The sequence below is a fragment of the Agromyces humatus genome (genome assembly GCF_021228295.1).
GTDB classification, from domain to species: domain Bacteria; phylum Actinomycetota; class Actinomycetes; order Actinomycetales; family Microbacteriaceae; genus Agromyces; species Agromyces humatus.
This window is the reverse complement of sequence record NZ_JAJQPD010000007.1, coordinates 157578-180608: the sequence shown is the minus strand read 5'-3', so window position 1 is coordinate 180608 and position 23031 is coordinate 157578. Positions and strand designations below refer to the sequence as shown.

22 protein-coding genes are annotated in these 23031 nt (G+C 69.9%); 12 read left to right on the top strand and 10 right to left on the bottom strand.

Annotated features, from left to right (window positions below; translation table 11 throughout):
• Window positions 1-22 precede the first annotated feature (22 nt).
• Both LSF15_RS13390 and LSF15_RS13385 read left to right on the top strand, forming a co-directional pair.
• Window positions 23-463: a Fur family transcriptional regulator gene (locus LSF15_RS13390; protein ID WP_269756441.1), complete on the top strand. Its 441-nt coding sequence runs from the start codon at window positions 23-25 to the stop codon at window positions 461-463.
• Between the two features lie 76 nt (window positions 464-539).
• A complete protein-coding gene (locus LSF15_RS13385) occupies window positions 540-2000 on the top strand; it encodes a catalase (RefSeq protein ID WP_232499039.1) in 1461 nt (486 codons plus the stop codon).
• An 81-nt stretch (window positions 2001-2081) separates the two neighbouring features.
• On the opposite strand, the gene LSF15_RS13380 is transcribed toward LSF15_RS13385, so the two are convergent.
• From LSF15_RS13380 to purS, 6 genes are all read right to left on the bottom strand, one after another.
• Entirely contained in the window at window positions 2082-2393 is a 312-nt protein-coding gene (locus tag LSF15_RS13380) for a hypothetical protein (RefSeq protein WP_232499038.1), read from the bottom strand.
• Between the two features lie 48 nt (window positions 2394-2441).
• Window positions 2442-3347, bottom strand: coding sequence for an ATP-grasp domain-containing protein (locus LSF15_RS19080; RefSeq protein ID WP_232499037.1), 906 nt, complete (start codon window positions 3345-3347; stop codon window positions 2442-2444).
• Window positions 3348-3352: 5 nt separating this feature from the next.
• The gene (locus LSF15_RS13370; RefSeq protein WP_232499036.1) at window positions 3353-4255 is read right to left on the bottom strand and encodes a hypothetical protein; all 903 of its coding nucleotides are present in this window, start codon (window positions 4253-4255) and stop codon (window positions 3353-3355) included.
• Between the two features lie 12 nt (window positions 4256-4267).
• Entirely contained in the window at window positions 4268-6187 is a 1920-nt protein-coding gene (locus LSF15_RS13365) for a M6 family metalloprotease domain-containing protein (protein WP_232499035.1), read from the bottom strand.
• Between the two features lie 285 nt (window positions 6188-6472).
• Window positions 6473-7171, bottom strand: a complete 699-nt coding sequence (gene purQ, locus LSF15_RS13360) for a phosphoribosylformylglycinamidine synthase subunit PurQ (protein ID WP_232499034.1) — start codon at window positions 7169-7171, stop codon at window positions 6473-6475.
• A gap of 17 nt (window positions 7172-7188) precedes the next feature.
• A complete protein-coding gene (gene purS / locus LSF15_RS13355; protein WP_232499033.1) occupies window positions 7189-7521 on the bottom strand; it encodes a phosphoribosylformylglycinamidine synthase subunit PurS in 333 nt (110 codons plus the stop codon).
• Between the two features lie 97 nt (window positions 7522-7618).
• On the opposite strand from purS, the gene LSF15_RS13350 reads away from it, so the two are divergent.
• Complete coding sequence (locus LSF15_RS13350; protein WP_232499032.1) at window positions 7619-8923, top strand: wax ester/triacylglycerol synthase domain-containing protein; 1305 nt, start codon at window positions 7619-7621, stop codon at window positions 8921-8923.
• Window positions 8924-8951: 28 nt separating this feature from the next.
• On the opposite strand, the gene LSF15_RS13345 is transcribed toward LSF15_RS13350, so the two are convergent.
• Genes LSF15_RS13345 through kynA form a run of 3 tightly spaced genes read right to left on the bottom strand, consistent with a single transcriptional unit; the run spans window position 8952 to window position 12080 of the window.
• Entirely contained in the window at window positions 8952-10175 is a 1224-nt protein-coding gene (locus LSF15_RS13345) for a kynureninase (protein WP_232499119.1), read from the bottom strand.
• Window positions 10176-10207: 32 nt separating this feature from the next.
• Window positions 10208-11197, bottom strand: coding sequence for an amidohydrolase family protein (locus LSF15_RS13340; RefSeq protein WP_232499031.1), 990 nt, complete (start codon window positions 11195-11197; stop codon window positions 10208-10210).
• Window positions 11198-11201: 4 nt separating this feature from the next.
• Window positions 11202-12080 carry a tryptophan 2,3-dioxygenase gene (kynA, locus tag LSF15_RS13335; protein ID WP_372460004.1) on the bottom strand — a complete coding sequence of 293 codons (879 nt, stop codon included), beginning with the start codon at window positions 12078-12080 and terminating at the stop codon, window positions 11202-11204.
• A gap of 138 nt (window positions 12081-12218) precedes the next feature.
• On the opposite strand from kynA, the gene LSF15_RS13330 reads away from it, so the two are divergent.
• On the top strand, window positions 12219-13184 hold the full coding sequence (locus tag LSF15_RS13330) for an acetylxylan esterase (protein WP_232499030.1): 966 nt from the start codon (window positions 12219-12221) through the stop codon (window positions 13182-13184).
• A gap of 42 nt (window positions 13185-13226) precedes the next feature.
• Here the strand turns inward: LSF15_RS13330 and LSF15_RS13325 are convergent, their stop codons facing one another.
• Window positions 13227-14024: a FadR/GntR family transcriptional regulator gene (locus LSF15_RS13325; RefSeq protein ID WP_232499029.1), complete on the bottom strand. Its 798-nt coding sequence runs from the start codon at window positions 14022-14024 to the stop codon at window positions 13227-13229.
• Window positions 14025-14101: 77 nt separating this feature from the next.
• Here LSF15_RS13325 and LSF15_RS13320 point away from each other — a divergent pair, with 77 nt between their 5' ends.
• The 8 genes from LSF15_RS13320 (at window position 14102) to LSF15_RS13285 (ending at window position 23013) form a co-directional block, all read left to right on the top strand.
• Window positions 14102-15691, top strand: a complete 1590-nt coding sequence (locus tag LSF15_RS13320; RefSeq protein WP_232499028.1) for an ABC transporter substrate-binding protein — start codon at window positions 14102-14104, stop codon at window positions 15689-15691.
• 88 nt (window positions 15692-15779) lie between these two features.
• Window positions 15780-16736, top strand: a complete 957-nt coding sequence (locus LSF15_RS13315; RefSeq protein WP_232499027.1) for an ABC transporter permease — start codon at window positions 15780-15782, stop codon at window positions 16734-16736.
• A gap of 1 nt (window position 16737) precedes the next feature.
• Window positions 16738-18837, top strand: a complete 2100-nt coding sequence (locus LSF15_RS13310) for a dipeptide/oligopeptide/nickel ABC transporter permease/ATP-binding protein (RefSeq protein WP_232499026.1) — start codon at window positions 16738-16740, stop codon at window positions 18835-18837.
• Window positions 18834-19640, top strand: coding sequence for an ABC transporter ATP-binding protein (locus LSF15_RS13305; protein ID WP_232499025.1), 807 nt, complete (start codon window positions 18834-18836; stop codon window positions 19638-19640). Before LSF15_RS13310 ends, LSF15_RS13305 begins: the two co-directional genes overlap by 4 nt.
• Before the next feature lie 48 nt (window positions 19641-19688).
• Window positions 19689-20645, top strand: a complete 957-nt coding sequence (locus tag LSF15_RS13300; protein WP_232499024.1) for a dihydrodipicolinate synthase family protein — start codon at window positions 19689-19691, stop codon at window positions 20643-20645.
• Window positions 20645-21601, top strand: coding sequence for an ROK family protein (locus LSF15_RS13295; RefSeq protein WP_232499023.1), 957 nt, complete (start codon window positions 20645-20647; stop codon window positions 21599-21601). The genes LSF15_RS13300 and LSF15_RS13295 overlap by 1 nt, the downstream gene beginning before the upstream one ends.
• Window positions 21598-22311 (top strand): N-acetylmannosamine-6-phosphate 2-epimerase, encoded by a 714-nt coding sequence (locus LSF15_RS13290; RefSeq protein ID WP_232499022.1) that lies wholly within the window; start codon window positions 21598-21600, stop codon window positions 22309-22311. The genes LSF15_RS13295 and LSF15_RS13290 overlap by 4 nt, the downstream gene beginning before the upstream one ends.
• Before the next feature lie 57 nt (window positions 22312-22368).
• Window positions 22369-23013, top strand: coding sequence for a TetR/AcrR family transcriptional regulator (locus LSF15_RS13285; protein ID WP_232499021.1), 645 nt, complete (start codon window positions 22369-22371; stop codon window positions 23011-23013).
• The last annotated feature ends 18 nt before the right edge of the window (window positions 23014-23031 follow it).

Genomic DNA, 23031 nt, shown 5'->3' with positions numbered 1-23031 from the left:
ACAACCCGGCTAGGGTGGAGTCATGACCTCCTCGATCCCGACCGTTCGCGACGAGGCATCCGCCCGCCTGCGCGCCGCCGGGCTCAAGGTCACCGAGCCGCGGCTCGCGGTGCTCGACGCGTTCGCGCCCGGTGAGCACCTCGGCGCCGATGACGTCTTCCGGCGCGTGTCGCGCTCGCTGCCGACCACATCGCCTCAGGCGATCTACGGCGTGCTCGGTGCCCTCAGCGGCGCCGAGCTGCTGCGTCGCATCGAGCCGGCGGGCTCGCCGGCGCTCTACGAGATCCGCGTCGGCGACAACCACCACCACCTGGTGTGCTCGTCATGCGGCAAGGTGACCGATGTCGACTGCGTCGTCGGCGAGCCGCCGTGCCTGGCGCCGTCTGCCACCAACGGCTACGTGCTGCACACCGCCGAGGTCACGTTCTGGGGCCAGTGCCCCGAGTGCCAGGCAGCCGGGTAACCGGCCCGATGTACGACCGCCCGTCAGGGGCGGTGTTCGGCGTGTCCGCGCCGATTCCCACCACGAGAGGAAATCGATGACCGAGTTCACGACCACCCAGACCGGAGCACCCGTCGCAAGCGACGCGCACTCGCTGACGGCGGGCCCCGACGGCGCGACCGTGCTGCACGACCGCTACCTCGTCGAGAAGCTCGCGCAGTTCAACCGCGAGCGCATCCCCGAGCGCATCGTGCACGCCAAGGGCGGCGGCGCGTTCGGCGAGTTCGTCGTCACCGACGATGTCTCGCAGTACACGAAGGCCGCGGTGTTCCAGCCGGGCGCGAAGAGCGAGATGCTGCTGCGCTTCTCGTCGGTCGCCGGCGAGCAGGGCTCGCCCGACACGTGGCGCGACGTGCGCGGCTACTCGCTGAAGTTCTACACGACCGAGGGCAACTACGACATCGTCGGCAACAACACCCCGGTGTTCTTCATCCGCGACGCGATCAAGTTCCCCGACTTCATCCACTCGCAGAAGCGCCTGCCCGGATCGGGCCTGCGCGACGCCGACATGCAGTGGGACTTCTGGACGCTCTCGCCCGAGTCGGCGCACCAGGTGACCTACCTCATGGGCGACCGCGGTCTGCCGAAGTCGTGGCGCACGATGAACGGCTACGGCTCGCACACCTACCAGTGGATCAACGCCGCGGGCGAGCGGTTCTGGGTGCAGTACCACTTCGTCTCGCGCCAGGGCGACCTCTACCTGAGCAACGACGAGGCCGAGGCGATCGCCGGAGCCGACGCCGACTACTATCGCCGCGACCTGCATGAGGCGATCGAACGTGGCGAGTTCCCCACGTGGGACGTGTACGTGCAGGTCATGCCCTACGAGGAGGCGAAGACCTACCGCTTCAACCCGTTCGACCTCACGAAGACCTGGTCGAAGCAGGACTACCCGCGCATCAAGGTCGGCCACTACACGCTGAACCGCAACCCGCAGAACTTCTTCGCCGAGATCGAGCAGGCGGCGTTCTCACCGGCGAACACCGTGCCGGGCGTCGACATCAGCCCCGACAAGATGCTCATGGCACGGGTGTTCTCGTACCCTGACGCACAGCGCTATCGCGTCGGCACGAACTACAACCAGCTTCCGGTGAACGCCCCCCACGCCGCGCCCGTGCACAACTACTCGCAGGACGGCGCGCAGCGCCACACGTTCAACCACCCCGACGTGCCGGTCTATGCGCCGAACTCGTTCGGCGGCCCGGTGGCCGACCCCGCGCGCGCGGGCGAGGGCGGCTGGGAGTCCGACGGCGCCCTGACCCGTGCCGCCGCGACGCTGCACGCCGAGGACGACGACTTCGGCCAAGCCGGCACCCTCTACCGTGAGGTGTTCGACGACGCGGCCCGGGCGCGCTTCCTGGAGACCCTCACCGGCCAGGGCGACGCGATCACGGTCGACGCCATCCGCGAGCGCTTCTTCCAGTACTGGACGAACGTCGACAAGCAGCTCGGCGCCCGGCTTCGCGCCGAGGTCGGCGTCGAGGCATCCGCCGCGTAGCAGGCCGACGGATGTCGCGTGCGCCCGGTCTCCGCGTGAGACCGGGCGCTCGCAAGCCTCGAGTGCGCAGGCTCGCCGTGCTCATTCCTCGTCGGCAGGACCGTCTTCGAGGTCGGAGGCGAGGCCCGTGATCGCAATGCGGTGAGGGCCCACGAGTTCAGCCTCGACGTGCCAGACCGACTCGGCGGCGAGCGCCGGCGCGAGGTGCGGCGGCACGATGGCCGTGTACTCACGGCCGACCGCCTCGGCGAGGAGGTTCGCCCACCCCGACAGCTCGGTGACACGTTCGACCCGCACGGTCTGGGTCGACCAGTCAGGGGCCGGACCCGGCGCCGGGGGACCGATCGGGCGGCACTCGAGGCCTGCCCTGTTCTCGATGGGCTGAACCATCATGCCCCCTCCCTCGCACCGTCACGCCGCATCGCGTCACGCCGCATCGCGTCACGCGGCATCGCGACCAGCCAACCACGTGGCGAGCGACCGGGCAATCGGCAGGCCGGTCGGCTCCTCGAAGCAGTTGTAGGCCGGCGACGGGTTCACCTCGAAGCACCACCACAGGTCATCCTCGTCACGCAGCAGGTCGATGCCCGCGAGCGGAAGGTCGAGGTGGTGCGCGAGCATGATGCAGCGCTCGCGAACCGCGTCGGGCAGATCGGCCGGCACCATCTCGGCGCCCCGCTCGCCCTCGGAGTAGCGGTAGTCGATCGTGCGGGAGTCCACCTCGCAGGCATGCACGTCCCGCCCGACCACATGGACGCGAACGTTCACGCCGGTGAGCAGCCGCTGGAACTGGGTCGGCAGCGCGCGAACGCGCTCGAGGTCATCGGTCCTCGGCCCGGTGAGCTCGTGCACGATCGAGCGGATGCCGCTGATCGACTTGTAGACGATCCGCCCGTGTCGGCGGCGAAAGGCCAGCACCTCCGACGGGTCGCTCGTCACAATCGTCTCGGGCACGTTGAACCCGGCGGCTCGGATCACGGCGGCCTGGTAGGGCTTGGATCCGTTGCTGCTCATCGGCGTCGGCCGGTTGGCGACCCTGAGCGGCGCGATGTCGGCCCAGGAGGCGAGCAGGCCGACCGCCGAGACGTGACGGGCATCGCGGAGCGGATCCGTCGGGGCGCCGACGACCTCGGGCGACGTGAGGCGCAGGTAGAGGCCGGTGGCGGCAGACAGGTCCATCGGCCGGCCCTCGTGCATGACGTGCGCCCGGATGACCCCGTCGGCCGACTCCACCTCGAGTTGCCAGTCCGCTGCGCGCTCCTCCTCGAGCACGAGCATGTCGAGATCGAGCTCGGCCGCCGCGTTCACGAGGAGTTCGACGGGCCCCTCAGTCGGACTTCCGGCCACGACGATCATGCGACTGCCCGTTCCCGGTGCGCTGACGCCCGAAGCTCGAGATCGGTCGCCACGACGCGCAGCTGCGCGGCGCCCTGCAGTGCGGGGACCGGACTGATTCCGACGACGACCATGCCGCCCGGCCGCCCCGCCGACCGGGCGAGCCGGATCTCGGCGAGCGGGAGCCCGATCGACGTGGCCAACTGGCGAAGACGGCCGGCGAGGGCCGGCGGCGCGTCGACGAGGCGGTCACGGCAGACCAGCACCGGGAGCCGTTCGGGGAGGAGTTCCTCGATCCAGAGCGCGGGTGCCGCGAGCGGAGGCCCGCCATCGACGGGCGCCGCATCGTAGTCACCCGGTACGACCCCGACCCACGGCCGACGGGTCGGACCGGTGAGCCGCGCACGGTCGACGCGTGCAGCGTCCGTCGCGAGCAGCACCGCCGGCGTCGCCAGGCCGACCGCGGCGCATGCGCGCGCGACACCCAGCAGGTCGGGTGCGGCGCCGCTGAGGCAGGCGGGCGTGGGTGGATTGACGACGATGTCGCGCCGACTCCAGAGCCAGCTCAGCCCGAACGCGTGCATCTCGGCGGCGGCGTACTCGTCATCGGTCCGCTGCCTGAACCTCCTCGAGCGGAACGTCGTCGCCCGGCAGAGGATGACGTCGTACGGCCGCTCCGGATCCACTCCCGATCGGCGACGCGCGGAACCTTCCGGCGAGGGATGCGCAGCGGCCAGTCCGCCCGAAGCATCCTCGCCTGCGCGCCCCGACTCGGGGGCGTGGAACACCGCATCGCGGGAGAATGCGAACTCGTCGGCGAGCGTGACCTCGCAGACGGCGCGCTGACGCAGGAGCGAGGCGATGGCCCTCGCCCCCACGTCATCGCGCTGGGCCAGCACGAGCACCGAAGGGCGTGTCATCAGATCGATCCGCTACTGGGGCGGCAGCGCGTCGAACGCGCGCTTCGCCTCGGCGGCGCCGGCCTCCATCCCCTCGCGAAGCGCACTCACGTCGGCGCCTCCGACCTGGTGGCCGAGGTGCGGCCGTTCCTCGCTGCCGATGAACGGCTCAGACGGAGCTGCCTCCGACTCGGGGTCTCCCCACGGCTGCCCCTGCTGTTCGGCGCCGAACGCCGCGAGCAGCGCGTGGACCGCGGCCTCGAGCGATGCGAGCCGGGCTGCGATGTCGTCGGAGGCACCGCCGTACTCCGAGAAGGACGGCCCGGCGTACCCGGCGGGGGCGTGCATCGGCGGGGCGTTGTCGAAGGGCTTCCCGTCGATGAGCTTGTTCTCGCCGAATTCCTTGAACTCCTTGAACTCCTTGCGTTCCTTGAACTCCTTGCGGGCCTCCTTGCGGTCCTTGAAGTCCTTGAACTCCTTCGGCCGCTCCTTGAAGATCTCCTTGCGGATCTCCTTGGTGATGTCCTTCAGGTCCTTGGCCTCCTTCGGAGCCTTGGTGAGGCATCGCACCCCGAGATTGACGGACATCGTCGTCGACGACGGCGGGATGTTCGTCACCGAGACGCACGTGTTGGAACCCGCGTACGACTTGCTGTTCGGTGTGGTCGACGACGAGAACGCCGTGTTGGCTGCACTGCCCGGGTACGGGTCGCCCCCGTCGCCGCGGTTGGCGTTGTTCTCGAGGTGACGTTGTGCGTCGGCCTGCACGAGGGCGACCTTGTAGTGCGTCTCGTCCTTGTTGTTGCCGATGGCCTCGTCGATGTGCCAGATGAGCAGCCCTTCGCCGGGAAGCGAGGCGTCGTAGCCGTCCTGCTGGCGGTTCTCGACGAGGAAGTACTCGTTGCCACCCGTGCCGTCCTTCCAGAGCCGGTATGCCGTGCGGCTGGTCTTGACGTCGGTGACGGCGACCGTCGCATTCGTGGTCTGGCTCACGACACTGATCCAGCCCTGGTTCGCCTTGCACCAGGCAGACGGATGCGTCGGACGATCTCCGCCGAGTCCCCACGATCCGCCGGCCATGAGGCACCAGTTGCCGATGCCCTCGGACGTGCCATCCGTGTCGTAGAGGTCGGGCCAGCCGAAGACGAGGTGACCGATCTCGTGGGCGGAGACGCCGATCTTCGCGTCCTCCGGAATCGTCAGGTAGGCGAAGATCTTCACTCCGTCGACGTTGCGCTCGGCGGGCGTCACCCACTTGTGCGACCAGATGTCGGCCGAGCTGCCCGACTCCTCGGCGCCGCGGCCGGCATGCACGACGATGAAGGCATCGACGTACCCGTTGCCGTCGTTGTCGTAGGGCGCGAAGTCGACGTCGGCGTCAGCGGCCGAGATCGCATCGTTCGCGAGTGTGCGGGCGTTGGGCTGCGTCATCTGCAGGCCGTTGTCGGCGCCGGCGTAGGTCGCGAGCGTCTGCGGCATACGGTACGGGCCGACGACCTCCCCGGCGAGCGAGATGAGGCCGCCGGACACATCGGTGAAATACTCCTTGACGCTGCCATGCGTCAACTGACCCGAGGAGAAGAAGAGCTCCTCGAATCGAGCCTCGGCCCCCGAAGCCATCACCTTGTCGGAGAAGTCGACGAGCACGACGACGACACGAACGGTGCCGCGCAGCGGCGCGCGGTCGAGGGCCGCCCGCTGCGCGACGGCCGCGGTCGTCCCGGTCGGAAAGTACGTCCCCGGATAGATGAGGCCGTCGTTCAGTCCGACGTGCTCCGGCGGCCCGCCGCGCATCAGCTGGTGTGAGAGCAGCTGGGGTGCGCGATTGCGCAGCCGCTCGAACTGCTCCTTGAGCTGGTCGTTGAGTTCCGGTGCCGGCGCGACGACGCACAGGTCGTCGACGTGGTGCACCGGAACGGTCAACGGGCGTGCGAAATCCCTGCGAACGTCCATGATGAATCCCCCCGATTCATGCTCGGCAATCGTCGCATCGAGGCGGTGACCCCCCGATCACGGCGCTCCGTACGCTACTCCTGAGCAATCCTCGCGTCGAGAGGGTTATCCCTGATGCGCCGTCGGCCGGGAAGCAGCGACTGCGGCCTGGGCGATCGCGCAGCACGCGGGCGCCGATCGAGAACGAGACGACGGTCGACGATCGGCGCGCCCAGGCGGAGCTGCCGCCGATCGCGGAGTCCTACGCGGAACGCGAGAAGCTCTGTGCGGAGGCGATCGGAGTCGCTACGCCTCCACCAGCGATCGGCGAACCACGCTCGTGAAGAACCCGAGGCCGTCGACACCCGACCGCATCGCGGCGGCGGTGTCGGGGCCGAAGCCGGGCTCGACCGCGTGCTCGGGGTGCGGCATGAGCCCCACCACGTTGCCGCGTTCGTTCGAGATGCCGGCGATGTCGCGCAGGGATCCGTTGGGGTTCACGTCGACGTAGCGGAACACGACGCGCCCCTCTCCCTCGAGGCGATCGAGCGTCTCGTCGGAGGCGATGAAGCCGCCTTCGCCGTTCTTCAGCGGGATCGTGACCTGCTGCCCGGCCTCGAACTCGGCAGTCCACGAGGTCGACGTGTTCTCGACGGTCAGCACCTGATCGCGGCAGATGAACGAGCCGTGGTCGTTGCGGATGAGCCCGCCCTCGAGCAGCCCCGCCTCGGTCAGCATCTGGAAGCCGTTGCAGATGCCGAGCACGGGCATGCCTGCGTTCGCGGCCGAGACGACCTCGGTCATGATGGGGCTGAGCGAGGCGATCGCGCCGCAGCGCAGGTAGTCGCCGTAGCTGAAGCCACCGGGCAGGATGAGGGCGTCGACGCCCTCGAGGTCGTGCGAGCCGTGCCAGAGCGCGACGGGCTCACCGCCCGCGAGCCGCACCGCACGCTGCGCGTCGCGGTCGTCGAGCGAGCCGGGGAACGTGATGACGCCGATGCGCATGTGGTCAGCCCGCCCGCTCAGTGGGTCTCGCCCGCGGGGGCTCCGAAGCCCGCGTCGGTGACGGATGCCGCTTCGACGGCCTCTTCGGCGAGCTCGACGTTGCTCACCTCGTAGTGGATGCCCACGACGTCTTCGATGACCTGATTCGAGAGGATCTCTTCGGCGATCTGCTTCACGCTCGCGCGGAGCGCGTCGTCGACCGGCCCGTCGACCGTGAGTTCGAACCGCTTGCCGAGGCGCACGCCGGTGAACCCGGAGTGCCCGGTGCGGGCGAGGGCGCCGGCGACGGCCTTGCCCTGGGGATCGAGCAGTTCGGCCTTGGGCATCACTTCGACGACGATGGTGGGCACCGCGGTTCTCCGTCCGGTGAGGGGGTGGATTCCTCGATTCTATCGGGCGCGTGGCGGCGTGGGGGTGCGGCCCGCGAGTGCGACATAGGATGCTCCCGTGACCAGCGCAGCGGGCGTCCGGTTCGAACGGCTCTCGACCGCGGATGCGGCGAACATCGCGATCGATGCGCCCGACCAGGTCAACGCGTTCCTGATGGCCGGCGTGCTCGCGCCGGGCGGCGCGGTGGCTGCCGACGGTTCCGTCGACCTCGACGCGCTGCGGTCGGCGATCGCCGAACGGCTTCCCCGCCTGACACGGTTGCGTGAGCGGGTGCGTCATGACGGCCGGCTGCTCGTCTGGGAGCCGGTGTCGCCCGACCTCGCGCATCATGTGCGCGTTGCAGAACCGGTCGCCGGGATCGCCGGGCTCGAGTCGCTCTGTGCCCGCCTCATCGTGACGCCGCTTCCGCCGGACCGCCCGCTCTGGGAGCTGATCGTCGTCCCCGGCGTCGCGCCGGCACGTGCGGGAATCGTGCTTCGCATCCACCACGCCATCGCCGACGGGTACGGGGCAGTCCGCCTCGCCGAGGTGCTCTTCGATGCCGCGGATGCATCGAACGCGAGTGCCGTGTCGGCAGCATCCGTGAACCGGAGTACGAACACACGCGAGCAGAGCTCGTCGCGACGGTCGCCGTTCACCGCCCAGGTGCGCATGCTCGCATCAGGGCTGCGACGCACCGCGACGATGCTCGTGCGGCGTGCGCCGCGCACCATCCTGCTCGGGCGCATCTCTCCCCGACGTGGCATCGGGTTCGCCGAGGTCGACCTCGGCGCCCTCGCCGCCGGGGCCCGCACCGTCGGCGCGACGGTGAACGACGCCCTCCTCGTCGCGGTCGCGACGGCCGTGACGGCGGCGCTCGGCGCCCGCGGCGAGCCCGTTCCCGCGGCCCTCTCCACGAGCGTCCCCGTCGCACTCGCGCATCGCGACGACTCGGGCAACGCCGTGGGCGTGATGCTCGTGGATCTGCCCACGCGCGAGACGGACGTCGGCCGGCGGCTCCGGCACGTCGCCGGCCTCACGAGCGTGGCCAAGCAGGACGCACGGTCGCGCGGCACGTTCGAGCTCACGCGAACGCGGTTCGGTGCGCGGCTGTTCATGCGGCTCGCCCGTCACCAGCGCCTGATCGTCATGTTCGTCTCGAACGTGCCCGGCCCGAGGCATCCGCTCGCGCTCGCGGGTGCCCGTCTCGAGCGACTGTGGCCGGTGACCGCGATTCAGGGCAACGTGCGGCTCGGCGTGACCGCGATCTCGTACGACGGCGTTCTGCGGTGCGCCGTGCACTGCGACGCCGACGCGCTCGACGCCGCAGCGCTCGCCGCAGACCTGCACCACGAACTGGCCGGAATCGCTGCGCTCGTCTGACGCGGCCAGGGGTCAGGCAGGCCAGGGCTCACGCCAGCCCGGCGCGCTCCAGCAGCACCGTCTTCAGCACGTCGCGCGTGGCCGCGAGCCCGCGGTGCACCTCTTCGAAGCTCGTCGACAGCGGCGAGAGGCCGATGCGAAGCCCGCCGGGGTCGCGGTAGTCGGGGATGACGTCGCGCTGCCAGAGCCGTGCCGTGACCTCGCGCATCGCGGGGTGGTGCAGAGTGACGTGCCCGCCACGCTCCTCGGACTCGGCGGGGGAGGCGAGCGTGACCCCGAGGGGGCCGAGCCAGTCGTCGGCGAGCGTGATCGCGAACGACGTCAGCGCAACCGACTTGGCGCGCAGTGCCGGCATGCCGGCCTCCTCGATCATCGCGAGCGTCTCCTCCATCGGCAGCATGCCGACGATCGGCGACGTGCCCGAGAGGAACCGGCGGATGCTCGGCTCGGGCTCGTAGTCGGGCCCCATCGCGAACATGTCGCGCGTGCCGAACCATCCCTGGATGGGTTGGGTGATCACCGCCTGCAGGTCGTCGCGCACGTAGGCGAAGGCGGGCGAACCCGGTCCGCCGTTCAGGTACTTGTAGGTGCATCCGACGGCGAGGTCGAAGCCCCAGGCGTCGGCCCGCACGGGTACCGAACCCGCTGAGTGGCAGAGATCCCACAGGATGAGCGCACCCGCGTCGTGCGCGATGCGGGTGAGCTCGGGCGCGTCGGCGAGGTACGCCGAACGGTAGGCGACGTGCGACACGACGACGAGGGCGGTCTCGGGACCGACGGCCTCGGCGAGCTGCTCGGGTGAGACGCCCGTCGAGATGTCGACGTCGATCCAACGCAGCTTCATGCCGCGCTCGTTCGCGATGCCGTCGAGCACGTACCGGTCGGTGGGGAAGTTGTCGGTGTCGACGACGATCTCACGTCGTCGCGGGTCGCGTGCGACCTGCGCGTCGACCGCAGCCCGGGCGAGCTTGTAGAGCAGCACGGTCGTGGAGTCGCCGATGACCGTCTGGCCGGCCTTGGCCTCGATCACCGCGCGCCCGATGCGATCGCCGATCTCGACGGGCAGTTGCAGCCACGCCTCGTCCCACCCGCGGATGAGCCTCTCGCCCCACCCGTCGCGCATGAAATCGCCCATGCGCTCGATCGCCGACAGCGGCGGTCGGCCGAGCGAGTTGCCGTCGAAGTAGACGAGGTCGGTCTCGGCGCCAGCGAAGCGCTTGCGGTAGTGCGCGAGGCCGTCGGCGCGGTCCATGCGACGGGCGAATGCGAGGTGCGGGTCGAGGCTCACAGGGTCTCCAGGTCTTCGGCGGGCACGACGCACGCCGTCGCCAGCCAGTCGGGCAGGTCGTCGATGGCGGCCGGCGGCGGGCCGGGCACGAAGGTGGCGATGCCCTCGGCGCGCGATCGGCGCGGCCAGGGATCGGTGAGGGCCGCGATGAGATCGGATGCCCCGAGCCCCGCCTCGACGAGCAGTGCGAGTTCGGCGGGGTTGACGCCGAGCGGCTGATCGCCGTTGCCGAGGTCGGTGCCGTAGAGCACTCGGCCGCCCGCCTCGCGGAAACGGCGCAGGTTGTCGAGGGCGCGTTCGCGCTCGGGCGTCGTCGCTCCGTACCCCGCCACGAACAGCGTCGAGATCCACCGCTGCCCTGCAGCGACGGCGCGCGCGATGAGGGCGTCGTCGACCTGCTCGGTGAACGGGGTGTGTGCGAGGGCGTCGACCCCCGCCTCGACCGCGAGCGCGGTCATGCCCTCACCCTCGACATGTGCGACGACCGGCAGGTCGAGTTCGCGCGCGGCGGTCACGACGGCCGCGAGCGTGGCACGGTCGAACACCGGCCCGGCATCGGCGTTGAGTGCGACCTTGATGACGGATGCCCCGAACGCCTGCTGTTCGCGCACCGCGGTCTCGGCGGCTCCGGGCAGGGCGGCGCGACGGTCGCCGCGCTCGGCGTCGAGTTCGCGCACACTGCTGGGCGGCGCCCAGGGCCGCCCCATGGGGTAGCCGCCGCGTGCCGTGAGGAAGTTGCCGGCGTAGTCGACGCGGGGGAACCCGTCGCGGCGTCGGCCTGCCGACACGAGGTCGAGCGGCGACCCGAGGTCGACGGCACCGGCCAGGTTGCCATGATCGAGGGCATCGATGCCGACGATCATGAGGTGCACGTGATGGTCGATGAGGGGCGGCAGCATCGTGCCGGTCTCGCCGGGGTGGTCGCCGTTCAGCGACCGGCGCACGGGAGTGGCGAGCGGTCCGAGGTCGAGGGCCGGCCGGGTCATCCGATCACCCCGGGATCTCGGTGCGCACGGCGTACAGCTCGGGGAAGAACGTGAGCTCGAGTGCGCGCTTGAGGAACGGCGCACCGCTCGACCCGCCGGTGCCGGGCTTCGAGCCGATGATGCGTTCGACGGTCTTCAGGTGGCGGAAGCGCCAGAGCTGGAAGTTGTCCTCGAGGTCGACGAGCTCCTCGCACGTCTCGTAGGCCGCCCAGTGCGCGTCGGTGTCGGAGTAGATCGACGCGAACACGGGCACGAGCTCGGCCTGGAAGGTCCACGCCTGCGTGACGTCGCGCTCGAGCACCGCCTGCGGGATCGGGTAGCCGGCCCGCGCGAGCAGCCGCAGGAACTCGTCGTAGAGGCTCGGCGTCTCGAGCTCGTGCGTGAGCAGGGCGTGCGCGGCCGGGTCGGACTCGAACACCGACAGCATGCGCGCGTGCTTGTTGCCGAGCACGAACTCGACCGCGCGGTACTGGTACGACTGGAAGCCGCTCGCGTTGCCGAGCACCCCGCGGAACTGCGCGTATTCCGAGGGCGTGAGCGTCGCGAGCACCGACCACTGCTCGGTCAGGGTCTTCTGGATGTGCTTGACGCGCGCGATGCACTTCAGCGCCCGGCCGAGCTGGTCGTCGCGCAACAGGTCGCGGGCGGTCTCGAGCTCGTGCAGCACGAGCTTCAACCACAGCTCGGTGGTCTGGTGCTGCACGATGAAGAGCAGCTCGTCGTGGTGCTCGGGCCGCGAGATCGGGCGCTGCGCGCTGAGCAGCGTCGGCAGGTCGAGGTACCCGCCGTAGCTCATGCGATCGCTGAAGTCGGTGACGACCGACGCCTCGATCGTGCGCGTGTTCGCCTCGATGCCGTCGCCCACGCCCTCGTGTTCTGTCACGGGTTCAGCCTACCGACGCGCGTCACGCCCGGGTGGTCGGGTACCCGGCGAAGCCGACGTCGTCGAGAGACGTCGCGATGCGTTCTGTGACCTGCCGTCTGCTTTGATGACGGTACCGAGACGAGAGGTCCCACCCCCATGTACGTCGATCTTCCCGAGGCCGAGCTGCGCGAGTATCACGGAAGCGGCCGCGAACCCGCCGACTTCGACGACTTCTGGTCGACGACCCTCGCCGGCGCCCGCAGCCACGACCTCGCCGTGACCGTCGAGCACGTCGAGACCCAGCTCACGACCCTCGACGTGTACGACGTGTCGTTCGCGGGATTCAACGGCCAGCGCGTGCGCGCGTGGCTGCGCGTGCCGGCCGGAACGTCGGCGCCGCTTCCCACCGTCGTGCAGTTCCACGGGTACGGCCGCGGCCGTGGCGACGAGGTCGAGAACCTGCTCTGGGCCTCGGCCGGGTACGCGCACCTCGAACTCGACACCCGAGGGCAGGCGTGGAGCGGCTCGCGCGGCGCCACGCCCGACGAGGTCGGCTCGGGTCCGCAGGTCCCCGGCTTCATGACGCGCGGCATCGAGAGCGCGGCCACGTACTACTTCCGTCGCCTGATCACCGATGCGGTGCGATTGACGGATGCCGCGCGCGAGCTGCCGCTCGTCGACGCGGGGCGCATCGCGATCTTCGGCATCAGCCAGGGCGGCGGGCTGACGCTCGCGGTGGCGGGGCTGGTGCCCGACCTCGCCGGCGCGATCGCGCGAGTGCCGTTCCTCTGCGACTTCCCGCGCGCGACCGTCATCACCGACGCGAAGCCCTACCGCGAGATCGGCGAGTACCTCGCCTGGTACCGCGACCGCGCCGATCAGGTGCTCGACACGCTCTCGTACTTCGACGGCGTCAACTTCGCGCGTCGCGCGCAGGCGCCGATCTGGATCACGGCCGCGCTCATGGACGCGATCTGCCCGCCATCGACCGTGTTCGCGGCCTACAACAACTACGCGGGGCCGAAGCAGGTCACCGTGTGGCCGTACAACGGGCACGAGGGCGGCGGCGTCGACGACGACCTGCTCACGCTCGGCGCGCTCCGCGAGGTGCTCGGCCGCTGACGGTGCGGTGCCCGACCTGCTGAGGGCTCGTCGGGCATCGGATCAGTCGGCGATCGCGCGCCGTGCACCGGCCTTCTCGAGTGCCCGCCGCAGGGGCAGGTAGTGCTCGACGACCGCCCGCCGATACCGCTCGGCGTCGCCCGCGACGGCGGCGTCGAGCATCGCGCCGTGGGCGCGGGCCGTGTCGGCGAGGTCGTCGGCCGGCGCCAGTCCGAGCATGGGGTAGACGACCGTGTTGACCTCCCAGAACGCGGCGACGAGTTGGCCGACGAGCGTGTTGTCGAGGTACCCGAGCAGGCGGGTGTGGAACGCAAGGTCTTCGACGGCGAACGGTTCGCCCAGGGCGCCCTTCTCGGCCATGGCGGCGACGAGCCCGCTGAGTTCGGGGTCGTCGACGCCCTCGAGGGCCGCGGCGATCTGGTCGGCCATCGCGAGGTCGAGTGCCTCGCGCACCTCGACGACCTCGCGCAGCGCCGCAACGCTGTCGTCCTGATCGACGACCCCGCGGAAGACGAGGCCCTCGACGAGCGGCGCGAGCGAGAGCTGTCCGACATACGTGCCGTGGCCATGTCGGACTTCGACGATGTCGAGGGCGGCGAGCATGCGCATCGCCTCGCGCACGCTGGAACGGCTTACTTCGAGGCGGGCGCAGATCTCGGCCTCGGTGGGCATGAGTTCGCCGGGCCGCAGGCCCTCGGCGAGGATCAGACCCTTGATCTGGTCGGTCAGCGACTCCCGCTTACGGGGGGTTGCGGAGAAGACCTGGGTCACAGTCTGGTCTCGTGTCGTCATTCCCGGCTTGACCTTCCACTCGTTGAGTACTAGCTTCAGTGTACTCACATACGATGTCTGATGTCCGATATCTCCCCCGATGTCCTCACCAGGCGTTTCCCCAATACCATTTGGATGGAGCAATCATGATCCGAATCCCCAAGCGCGGGCGGGCGAAGTGGGCCGCCGCGCTGGCCGGCACCGTCGCCGTCACCGTCGCGTTCTCCGCGTGCACGCCGGCGTCCCAGAACGACGACGCCGCGGCGCCCTCGAGCGAGGTCGACCCGTCGGCCACGATCGAGGCCGGCATCTCCTATTCACTCGGCGGCAGCTTCGACCCGATGCTCGCGTCGGGTGCGGTCACGCTCGCGGCGAACTGGCACATCTTCGAGGGGCTGGTCGATCTCGACCCCGTCACCCGTGAGCCGTACGCCGCCCTGGCAGCCGACATGCCGAGGGAGGTCGACGCGACCACCTACGAGATCGACATTCGCGAAGGCGCGACCTTCCAGAACGGCGACCCAGTCACCTCCGAAGACGTCGTCTTCAGCTACGAGCGGGTCATGAACCCCGACACCGGCGGCTTCTTCGCCAGCTTCGTCGACTTCGTCGACACGGTCGAGGCTGTCGACGAGGACACCGTGCAGATCACGACCGAGTACCCGTTCGCGCTCTTCAACGAGCGCCTCGGTGTCGTGAAGATCGTTCCGAAGGCACTCGTCGAGGCTGACGCTGAGGCCTTCGGCGCGCAGCCGGTCGGGAGCGGTCCGTACTCGCTGATCTCGGCCACCCCCAACGAGGCCATCGTGTTCGAACGCTACGACGACTACAACGGTCCCCGTCCGGCGCTGGCCGCCGGCATGAACTGGAACCTGCTGAGCGACCCTGCGGCGCGTGTCACCGCGATGTCCTCGGGCACGATCCAGGCCATGGAAGACGTTCCCTACATCGACGTCGACGCCCTCAAGGCGACCGCAGACGTCGAGACGGTGCAGTCGTTCGGCCTCCTGTTCATGATGTTCAACACGAAGCTCGAGCCGTTCGACGACCCGCGCGTGCGCCAGGCGTTCTTCTACGCGCTCGACATGGACAAGATCATCGAGACGGGCATGCTCGGCAACGCCGAGCCGGCGACGTCGTTCCTGCCCGAGTCGCACCCGAATTACAACGAGGCGTCGACGGTGTACACGTACGACCCCGAGAAGGCCAAGAGCCTGCTCGAGGAGGCCGGCGTCGGCGACATGTCGATCACGCTGCTGACCACCGACACCGGCTGGGTCCGTGAGGTGGCGCCCCTCGTCAAGGAGTCGCTCGACGCCATCGGCATCGACACGACCCTCGACATCGGCCAGACCCCCGCGCAGTACACGAAGGTCGACGCCGGTGACTACCAGGTCATGCTCGCCCCCGGCGACCCGTCGGTGTTCGGCAACGACCCCGACATCCTGATGCGCTGGTGGTACGGCGACAACGTGTGGCCGAACACCCGGTTCAACTGGGCCGACAGCCCCGAGTTCGCCGAGCTCACCGAGATCTTCGACACCGCGATCGCCGCATCCGGTGACGAGCAGCAGGAGTCCTGGAATCAGGCGTACGACCTCATCTCAGAGCAGGTGCCGATGTACCCGCTGTTCCACCGCAAGCTGCCCACCGCGTGGAGCGCGGACCAGCTGGTCGGCTTCGCCCCTGTCCCGACGACCGGACTGTCCTTCCTGGACGTCGGCGTCGCGCAGTGACGCACGACCGGGGCGGGACGACGTCCCGCCCCGGTCCTCCCCTCCGACCGCACCGTAGCGGTCCCGTTTCGAGCCGGAAGGACGGACCGTGCCGAACACGCTCCGACTGATCGGGCGCAGACTCATCCAGTTGCCCCTCATGATCCTGGGCATCACGTTCCTCGTCTTCTTCGTGATGTCCTTCTCCCAAGTCGACCCCGCCATCACCGCGCTCGGTGAGGGTGCGTCGGTCGAAGACCGCGAAAGGTACCGCGAGGAGCACGGGCTGAACGAGCCGTTGCTCGTGCGCTACGTCATCTTCATGGCGGGACTCGTGCGATTCGACTTCGGCACGTACACCGCCAGGCAGCTGCCTGTCGGCGACGCGGTAGCGAGCGCATTCCCGGTCACGCTGCAGCTGACGTTCCTGGGCCTGTTCATCGCCGTCATCGGAGCGACGATCCTCGGCGTGGCGGCGGCGCTCTACCGCGACCGGTGGCCCGACCAGGCCATCCGCGTCCTCTCGGTCGGTTCGCTGTCCATGCCGTCGTTCTGGCTCGCCGTGCTGCTCATCCAGCTGTTCACCCTCCAGCTCGGCCTGCTCCCCGCTTCGGGCCCACTCCCGCCGTTCAGCGAAGACCCGGCAGGGTGGCTCGCACGGATGACCCTTCCCGCGATCTCGCTCGCGGTCCCGGTGATCGGGCAACTCTCGCGCGTGGTTCGCACCGCGATGGTCGAGGAGCTCGACCGCGACTACGTGCGCACGGCCGTCGGCGCCGGCGTGCCCAGGCCCGTGGTGATCGCCCGCAACGTCTTCCGCAACGCGCTGATCACACCGGTCACGGTGCTCGGCCTGCGCGTCGGATACCTGCTCGGCGGCGCGGTGGTCATCGAGATCATCTTCGCCTTGCCCGGCATGGGCACGCTGATCCTCCAGGGGATCACCAACAACGAACCCAATCTCGTGCAAGGGGTGACGCTCACGGTCGCGCTCGCGTTCGTCGTGATCAACATCATCGTCGACCTCCTGTACGTCCTCATCAACCCGCGCATCAGGTCGGTGTGACATGCGACGCAAACTGACAGAGAAACTCTCCACCCCCGGACTGCGACTGGCGGGCCTGTCGCTCAGTGCGAAGGTCGCCCTCGGCTTCCTGGTGCTCGTGACGCTGGTCGCGATCTTCGCCCCCATCGTCGCACCGTACGATCCGCTGGCCTCCGGAGCGCCCGTGCAACCGCCGAGCCCGGAACACTGGTTCGGCACCGACCGACAGGGCCGCGACATCCTCTCGCGCCTCATGTACGGCGCACGCTACTCGCTCACGATCGGTCTCGGCGCCACGTTCGTCGCCCTCCTGGCCGCGGCCGTCTTCGGCACCATCGCCGCCACCGCGCCCAAGTGGCTCTCCGAAACCGTGATGCGCGTGATGGACGTCATCATGTCGTTCCCCGGCATCGCGCTCGCGGCGGTCTTCGTCACCGTGTTCGGACAGTCGCTGCCGGTGCTCGTGATGACGATCGCCTTCCTCTACACCCCGCAGCTGACCCGCGTCGTGCGTGCCAACGTGCTCGACCAGTACGGCGAGGACTACGTGTCGGCGGTGCGCGTCATGGGCGCTTCCACCACCCGGATCATCACCAAGCACGTGGTTCGCAACTGTCTCGCGCCGGTGCTGGTCTTCGCCACGGTGCTCGTCGCCGACGCGATCGTGCTCGAGGCGTCCCTATCGTTCCTCCAGGCCGGCGTGCCCGCACCTGAGCCGTCGTGGGGCAACGTGATCGCCGACGGCCGGAACCTCGTGATGAGCGGCTACTGGTGGGCGACCTTCTTCCCCGGTCTCCTGATCCTCCTGACGGTGCTCTGCCTGAACATCCTCTCCGAGGGCATGACCGACGCGATGATCTCGCCCCGTGCGCGCAAGCTCACGGCCGACGCCGCCTCGACGGAGGAGTCCACCCACGACCTCGAGGCTGCGCAGGCGCCGCTGCACGACGGCGCGACGCCCGAGCAGGTCGCCGCGGGGATCGACGAACTCGAAGTGCTCGAGGCGTCGGTCGTCGACGAGTCGGCACTCTCAGAGGAGCGGGCGGATCAGGCATCCGCGCTGCACGTCACGACGAGCATCGTGCCGCTGAGCGTGCGGCTGGACCAGTTGAGGCACCGCGAGCAGGAGCGACACGACCGACTCGTGTATTCGTCGGACGCACCGCCCCTCCTCGAGGTGCAGGACCTCTGCATCTCGTTCCCCCGCCACGGCGACGTCGACGTCGTCGACCACGTGAACTTCACCGTTCGCCCCGGCGAGACGATGGCGCTGGTCGGCGAGTCGGGATGCGGCAAGTCGATCACGTCGCTCGCGATCATGGGCCTCCTCGACCCGCGCGCGAACATCCGCGGCCGCGTCATGTTCGACGGCAGGGACCTGCTCGCGATGATGCCGTCGGAGCGCAACGCGCTGCGCGGCAACGACATCGCGATGATCTACCAGGACGCCCTCAGCTCGCTCAACCCGGCGATGCTCATCCGCTCGCAGCTGAAGCAGCTCACCTCGCGCGGCGGCACCCGCAGCGCCGAGGAGCTGCTCGAACTCGTCGGCCTCGACCCGAAGCGCACGCTGGCGTCGTACCCGCACGAGCTCTCGGGCGGCCAGCGACAGCGCGTGCTGATCGCGATGGCGCTGACGCGCGACCCGCGCCTGGTGATCGCCGACGAGCCGACGACGGCGCTCGACGTGACCGTGCAGGCACAGGTGATCGAACTGCTGAACCGGCTCCGCGAGGAGCTGGGCTTCGCGATGGTCTTCGTGTCGCACGACCTCGCGCTCGTCGCCGAGCTGGCGCACCGCATCACCGTGATGTACGCGGGCCAGGTCGTCGAGCAGGCCACGACGACCGAACTGCTGACGCAGCCGGTGCACGAGTACACCCGAGGTCTGCTCGGCGCGGTGCTTTCGATCGAATCGGGTTCAGCTCGACTCCACCAGGTACCCGGCGTCGTCCCCTCGCCGCGGGACTTCCCTGCGGGCGATCGCTTCGCACCGCGCTCATCCGACCCCGCTCGCAACACCGGCGTCGTTCCGGTGCGGCGCCGGATCGAGGGAACTGACCACTACTACGCCGGGCATCCCGACGATGCTCCGGTCGAACCGATCGGGGCACGACGATGAGCGAATCCGTCATCGAGCTGAAGGACGTGCACGTGCGCTACAAGGCGCGCAACTCGACCTTCCGGAACCGCCAGTACGTCGACGCGCTGGACGGCGTCTCGCTCGTCGTGCGCCGTGGGCAGACCCTCGGAATCGTCGGCGAGTCGGGATCGGGCAAGTCGACCTCCGCGAAGGTGCTCGTCGGGCTCGAGCGCCCGACTTCGGGTCAGGTGCGGTTCGGCGGCGAGCCGGTGCGGTCGTTCACGACCTCGGTGCGCCGCCGGCTCGGCCGCATCCTCTCGGTCGTGTTCCAGGACCCCGCGACCGCCCTGAACGCACGGATGACGATTCGCGACGCGCTGCTCGATCCGATGCAGGTCCACCGCATCGGCACCCGGGCGCAGCGCGAGGCGAAGGTACGCGACCTGATCGGACTGGTCGGGCTTCCGTCATCCACGCTCGACGCACTTCCCGGCCAGCTCTCGGGCGGGCAGCGGCAGCGCGTCGCCATCGCGCGCGCCCTCGTGCTCGACCCGCAGGTGATCGTCGCCGACGAGCCGACATCGGCGCTCGACGTGTCGGTGCGCGCGCAGATCCTGAACCTGCTCACCGACCTGAAGAACGAGCTCGGCCTCGGGATGGTGTTCATCTCGCACGACATCCAGACGGTGCGCTACCTGTCCGACGAGATCGCCGTGATGAACAAGGGGCGCGTGGTGGAACTCGGCACCGCGCAGCAGGTGTTCGACGACCCGACCGACGAGTACACGCGCTCCCTCCTGGGCGCCGCGCCCTCGCTGCTCGAACCGCACCTCACCACCTGATCCCGAAGCGCATCACCACCTGACCCACGACCACACGGAGTACCACCAATGAGCACGTCCCCGACCACCAACGCCCCCGCACAGTTCGCCGGCGTCGTCCCGCCCGTCGCGACACCGTTCCTGCCCGACGGTTCGCTCGACGTCACATCGCTCGAGCGCCTCGTCGACCGCCTCGTCACCGACGGCGTGAACGGCCTGTTCGCGCTGGGCTCCACGGGCGAGACCGCCTATCTCACCGAGCAGCAGCGTGTCGAGGTCGTGCAGGCCATCGTGCGCGCGAACGCCGGACGGGTGCCGATCATCGCCGGGGCGATCGAGCTGACGGCGGCGCGGGTGATCGAGTCCGCGCGGCGTCTCACCGCCGAAGGCGTCGACGCGATCGTGGTCACGGCACCGCTCTACGCACTGAACTCGCGTGACGAGACGGCCGAGCACTTCCGCACCATCGCACGCGGCATCGACGTGCCGTTGTGGGCCTATGACGTTCCCGTGCGCGTGCACTCGAAGCTGCCCGCCGACCTGCTCATCGAGTTGGCGCTCGAGGGCGTCATCGCGGGTATCAAGGACTCCTCCGGCGACGACGTCGGGTTCCGCAGGCTGATCGCAGCCAACGCCGAAGCCGGGCGGCCGCTGCGCCTCTTCACCGGCCACGAGGTGGTCGTCGACGCGATGGCGCTCGCCGGCGCCGACGGGGTCGTGCCGGGCTTGGCGAACGTCGACGCCGCCGGTTACGTCCGGTTGTGGGATGCCGCGGGCCGAGGTGACTGGGATGCCGCCCGCGCCGAGCAGGAGCGTCTGAACCGCCTCTTCGAGATCGTCTTCCAGACGACGGGCCGCTCGCCCGATGCCGCCGGGGTCGGCGCCTTCAAGACGGCGATGCAGGCTCGCGGGATCATCGACCACGCGACGATGGCGCACCCGATCGAGGCGCTCGATGAGCAGGCCGTCGCCCGGATCCGCGGCATCCTCGACTCGCTCGAACTCGTCGGCGCGCCGACCCCCTGATGGTCGACGTCGTCGTCGCCGTCGACGTCGGCGGCACCAAGACGGCCGCGGCACTCGTCGACGCCGAGCACACGATCCTCGACACCGCCACGGCACCGACGCCCGCCGCGGACGGCCCCGGGGCGGTCATCGCGACGATCGTCGACCTGGCATCGACCCTGCTCAGCCGTACCGAGCCGGCGCGGGTTCGTGCGGCGGGCATCGGCACCGCTGGCGTCGTCGACGTGCCACGCGGAGCGATCATCTCCGCGACCGACACGTTCGCCGGCTGGCCGGGCACGCCGGTGGCCGCACGCGTAGCTGACGAACTCGTGCGCATCGGGGTCGGAGCCGTTCCCGTCCACGTGCAGAACGACGTCGACGCATGCGCGCTCGGCGAGGCGCGGTACGGCGCCGCCCGAGGCGCGTCGGATGCCGTCGTCGTCGCTGTGGGAACCGGAGTCGGCGCCGGCGTCATCGTCGGCGGTCGCGTGATTCGGGGTGCGCGGCACGTCGCCGGCGAGATCGGCCACCTGCCGATCGCCGGGGCCGACCATCTGCGCTGCCCGTGCGGGCGACCGGGGCACCTCGAGGCGCTCGGTTCGGGCATCGGCATGCATCGGCATTACCTCGCACTCGGCGGCGACCCCGCCGTCGCGGATGCCCGGCGTATCGTGGCACGCGCCGACAGCGGCGATGCCATCGCGCGACGCGCGCTCGAGGAGTCCGCCGCGGCAGTCGGGCGTGCGCTCGCCGGGGTCGCGACGCTCCTGGACCCGGAATGCATCGTCGTCACCGGCGGTGTCACGGGGATCGGCGAGGAGTGGTGGCTGCCGATGGAGCGCGCGTTCCGCGATGAGCTGATCGATGTTCTCACCGACCTGCCGCTGCGACGCGGTGAGCTCGGCGGGGCGGCGCAACTGTACGGTGCGGCAGCGGCCGCATGGGACCGAGTGGACGGGAAATCAGCATCATGAGTATCGACGCGGCCACGTTCACCGCCCGCATCAGCGGCGGGCTGATCGTCTCCTGCCAGGCATACCCGGGCGAGGCCATGCGCGACCCGAACACGATGGCACAGGTCGCTCGGGCTGCGGTGACCGGCGGTGCCGTCGCCATCCGGCTGCAGGGCACGGCCGACATCCGCGCTGCCGTCGATCTCGACGTGCCGGTGATCGGGCTGTGGAAGGACGGCGACGACGGCGTCTTCATCACCCCCACGCTCGAACACGCGCGGGCCGTCGCCGATGCCGGGGCCGATGTCGTCGCCCTCGACGGAACACGCCGCCCGCGCCCCGACGGCTTGACGCTCGCCGGGACCATCGCGGCACTGCGCGAAACGCACGACGTGCTCGTCATGGCCGACTGCGGATCACTCGACGACGCGATCGCCGCAGAGGAGGCCGGCGCCGATCTGCTCGGCACCACCCTCGCCGGCTATACGGGGGAGCGGCGGAAGACCCCCGGACCCGACCTCGAACTCGTCGCACAGGTCGCCGCACGTTGCACGCGCCCGATCATCGCTGAGGGCCGCATCCACACGCCCGACGCCGCCGCAGCTGCCATCGAGGCCGGTGCGACGGCCGTCTGCGTCGGCACCGCGATCACGCACCCATCGACGATCACGTCATGGTTCGTCGCCGCGCTCGATGCGCGTCCCGCCTCGGGGCACGAAGGCTCAGCGTAACGAGGTGACCGTCGACCCCCTCGACCCGGGGTCGCATCTCGCGCGTACAGTGAAAGCGTGAGTTCGCCCACCTCGCCCCGTCGCGACGCACGACGTAATCATGCACGCCTGCTCAGCGAAGCGCGACGCCTCTTCGCCGAACGCGGCATCGACGCACCGCTCGACGAACTCGCCGCGCGCGCCGGCGTCGGCGCCGGCACAGTGTATCGCCACTTCGCGAGCCGCGACGCCCTCGTGCGGGAGCTCTACGACACGGCCGTCGCCGACCTGCACGAGTTCGCGCCCGAGATTCTCGGCGCCGAGACCGCATGGCGTTCCGTCGAGCTCTACCTCGAGCGCCTCGGCGCCTGGGTCGCGGACTCGCCGTTCCTTCCGGCCGTGATGCGTCGGGTCGCCGAGGTCGACCCCTCGCACCGACCCGGCGCCGAGTTCGAAGCGGCGATCGACGGGCTCGTCGCACGCGCACAGGCCGAGGGGTCGCTGCGTGCCGACGTCACCGCGGTCGATCTCAGCGTGCTGGTCGACATGCTGGGGTCACTCGGCCAGTACGGCCGACAGTATCTGCCGTTCTGGCGTCGGCAGCTCACGATCGTGCTCGACGGCCTCAGGGCGCGTCCCGGCACGACGCCGATGCCCGTGGCCGGGCAGGAATTCGCAGCCTTTCACGACATGTCTCACGCGAAGGGCCCCGCCCCCCGGTGATGGCGGGCGCGCCCCCGC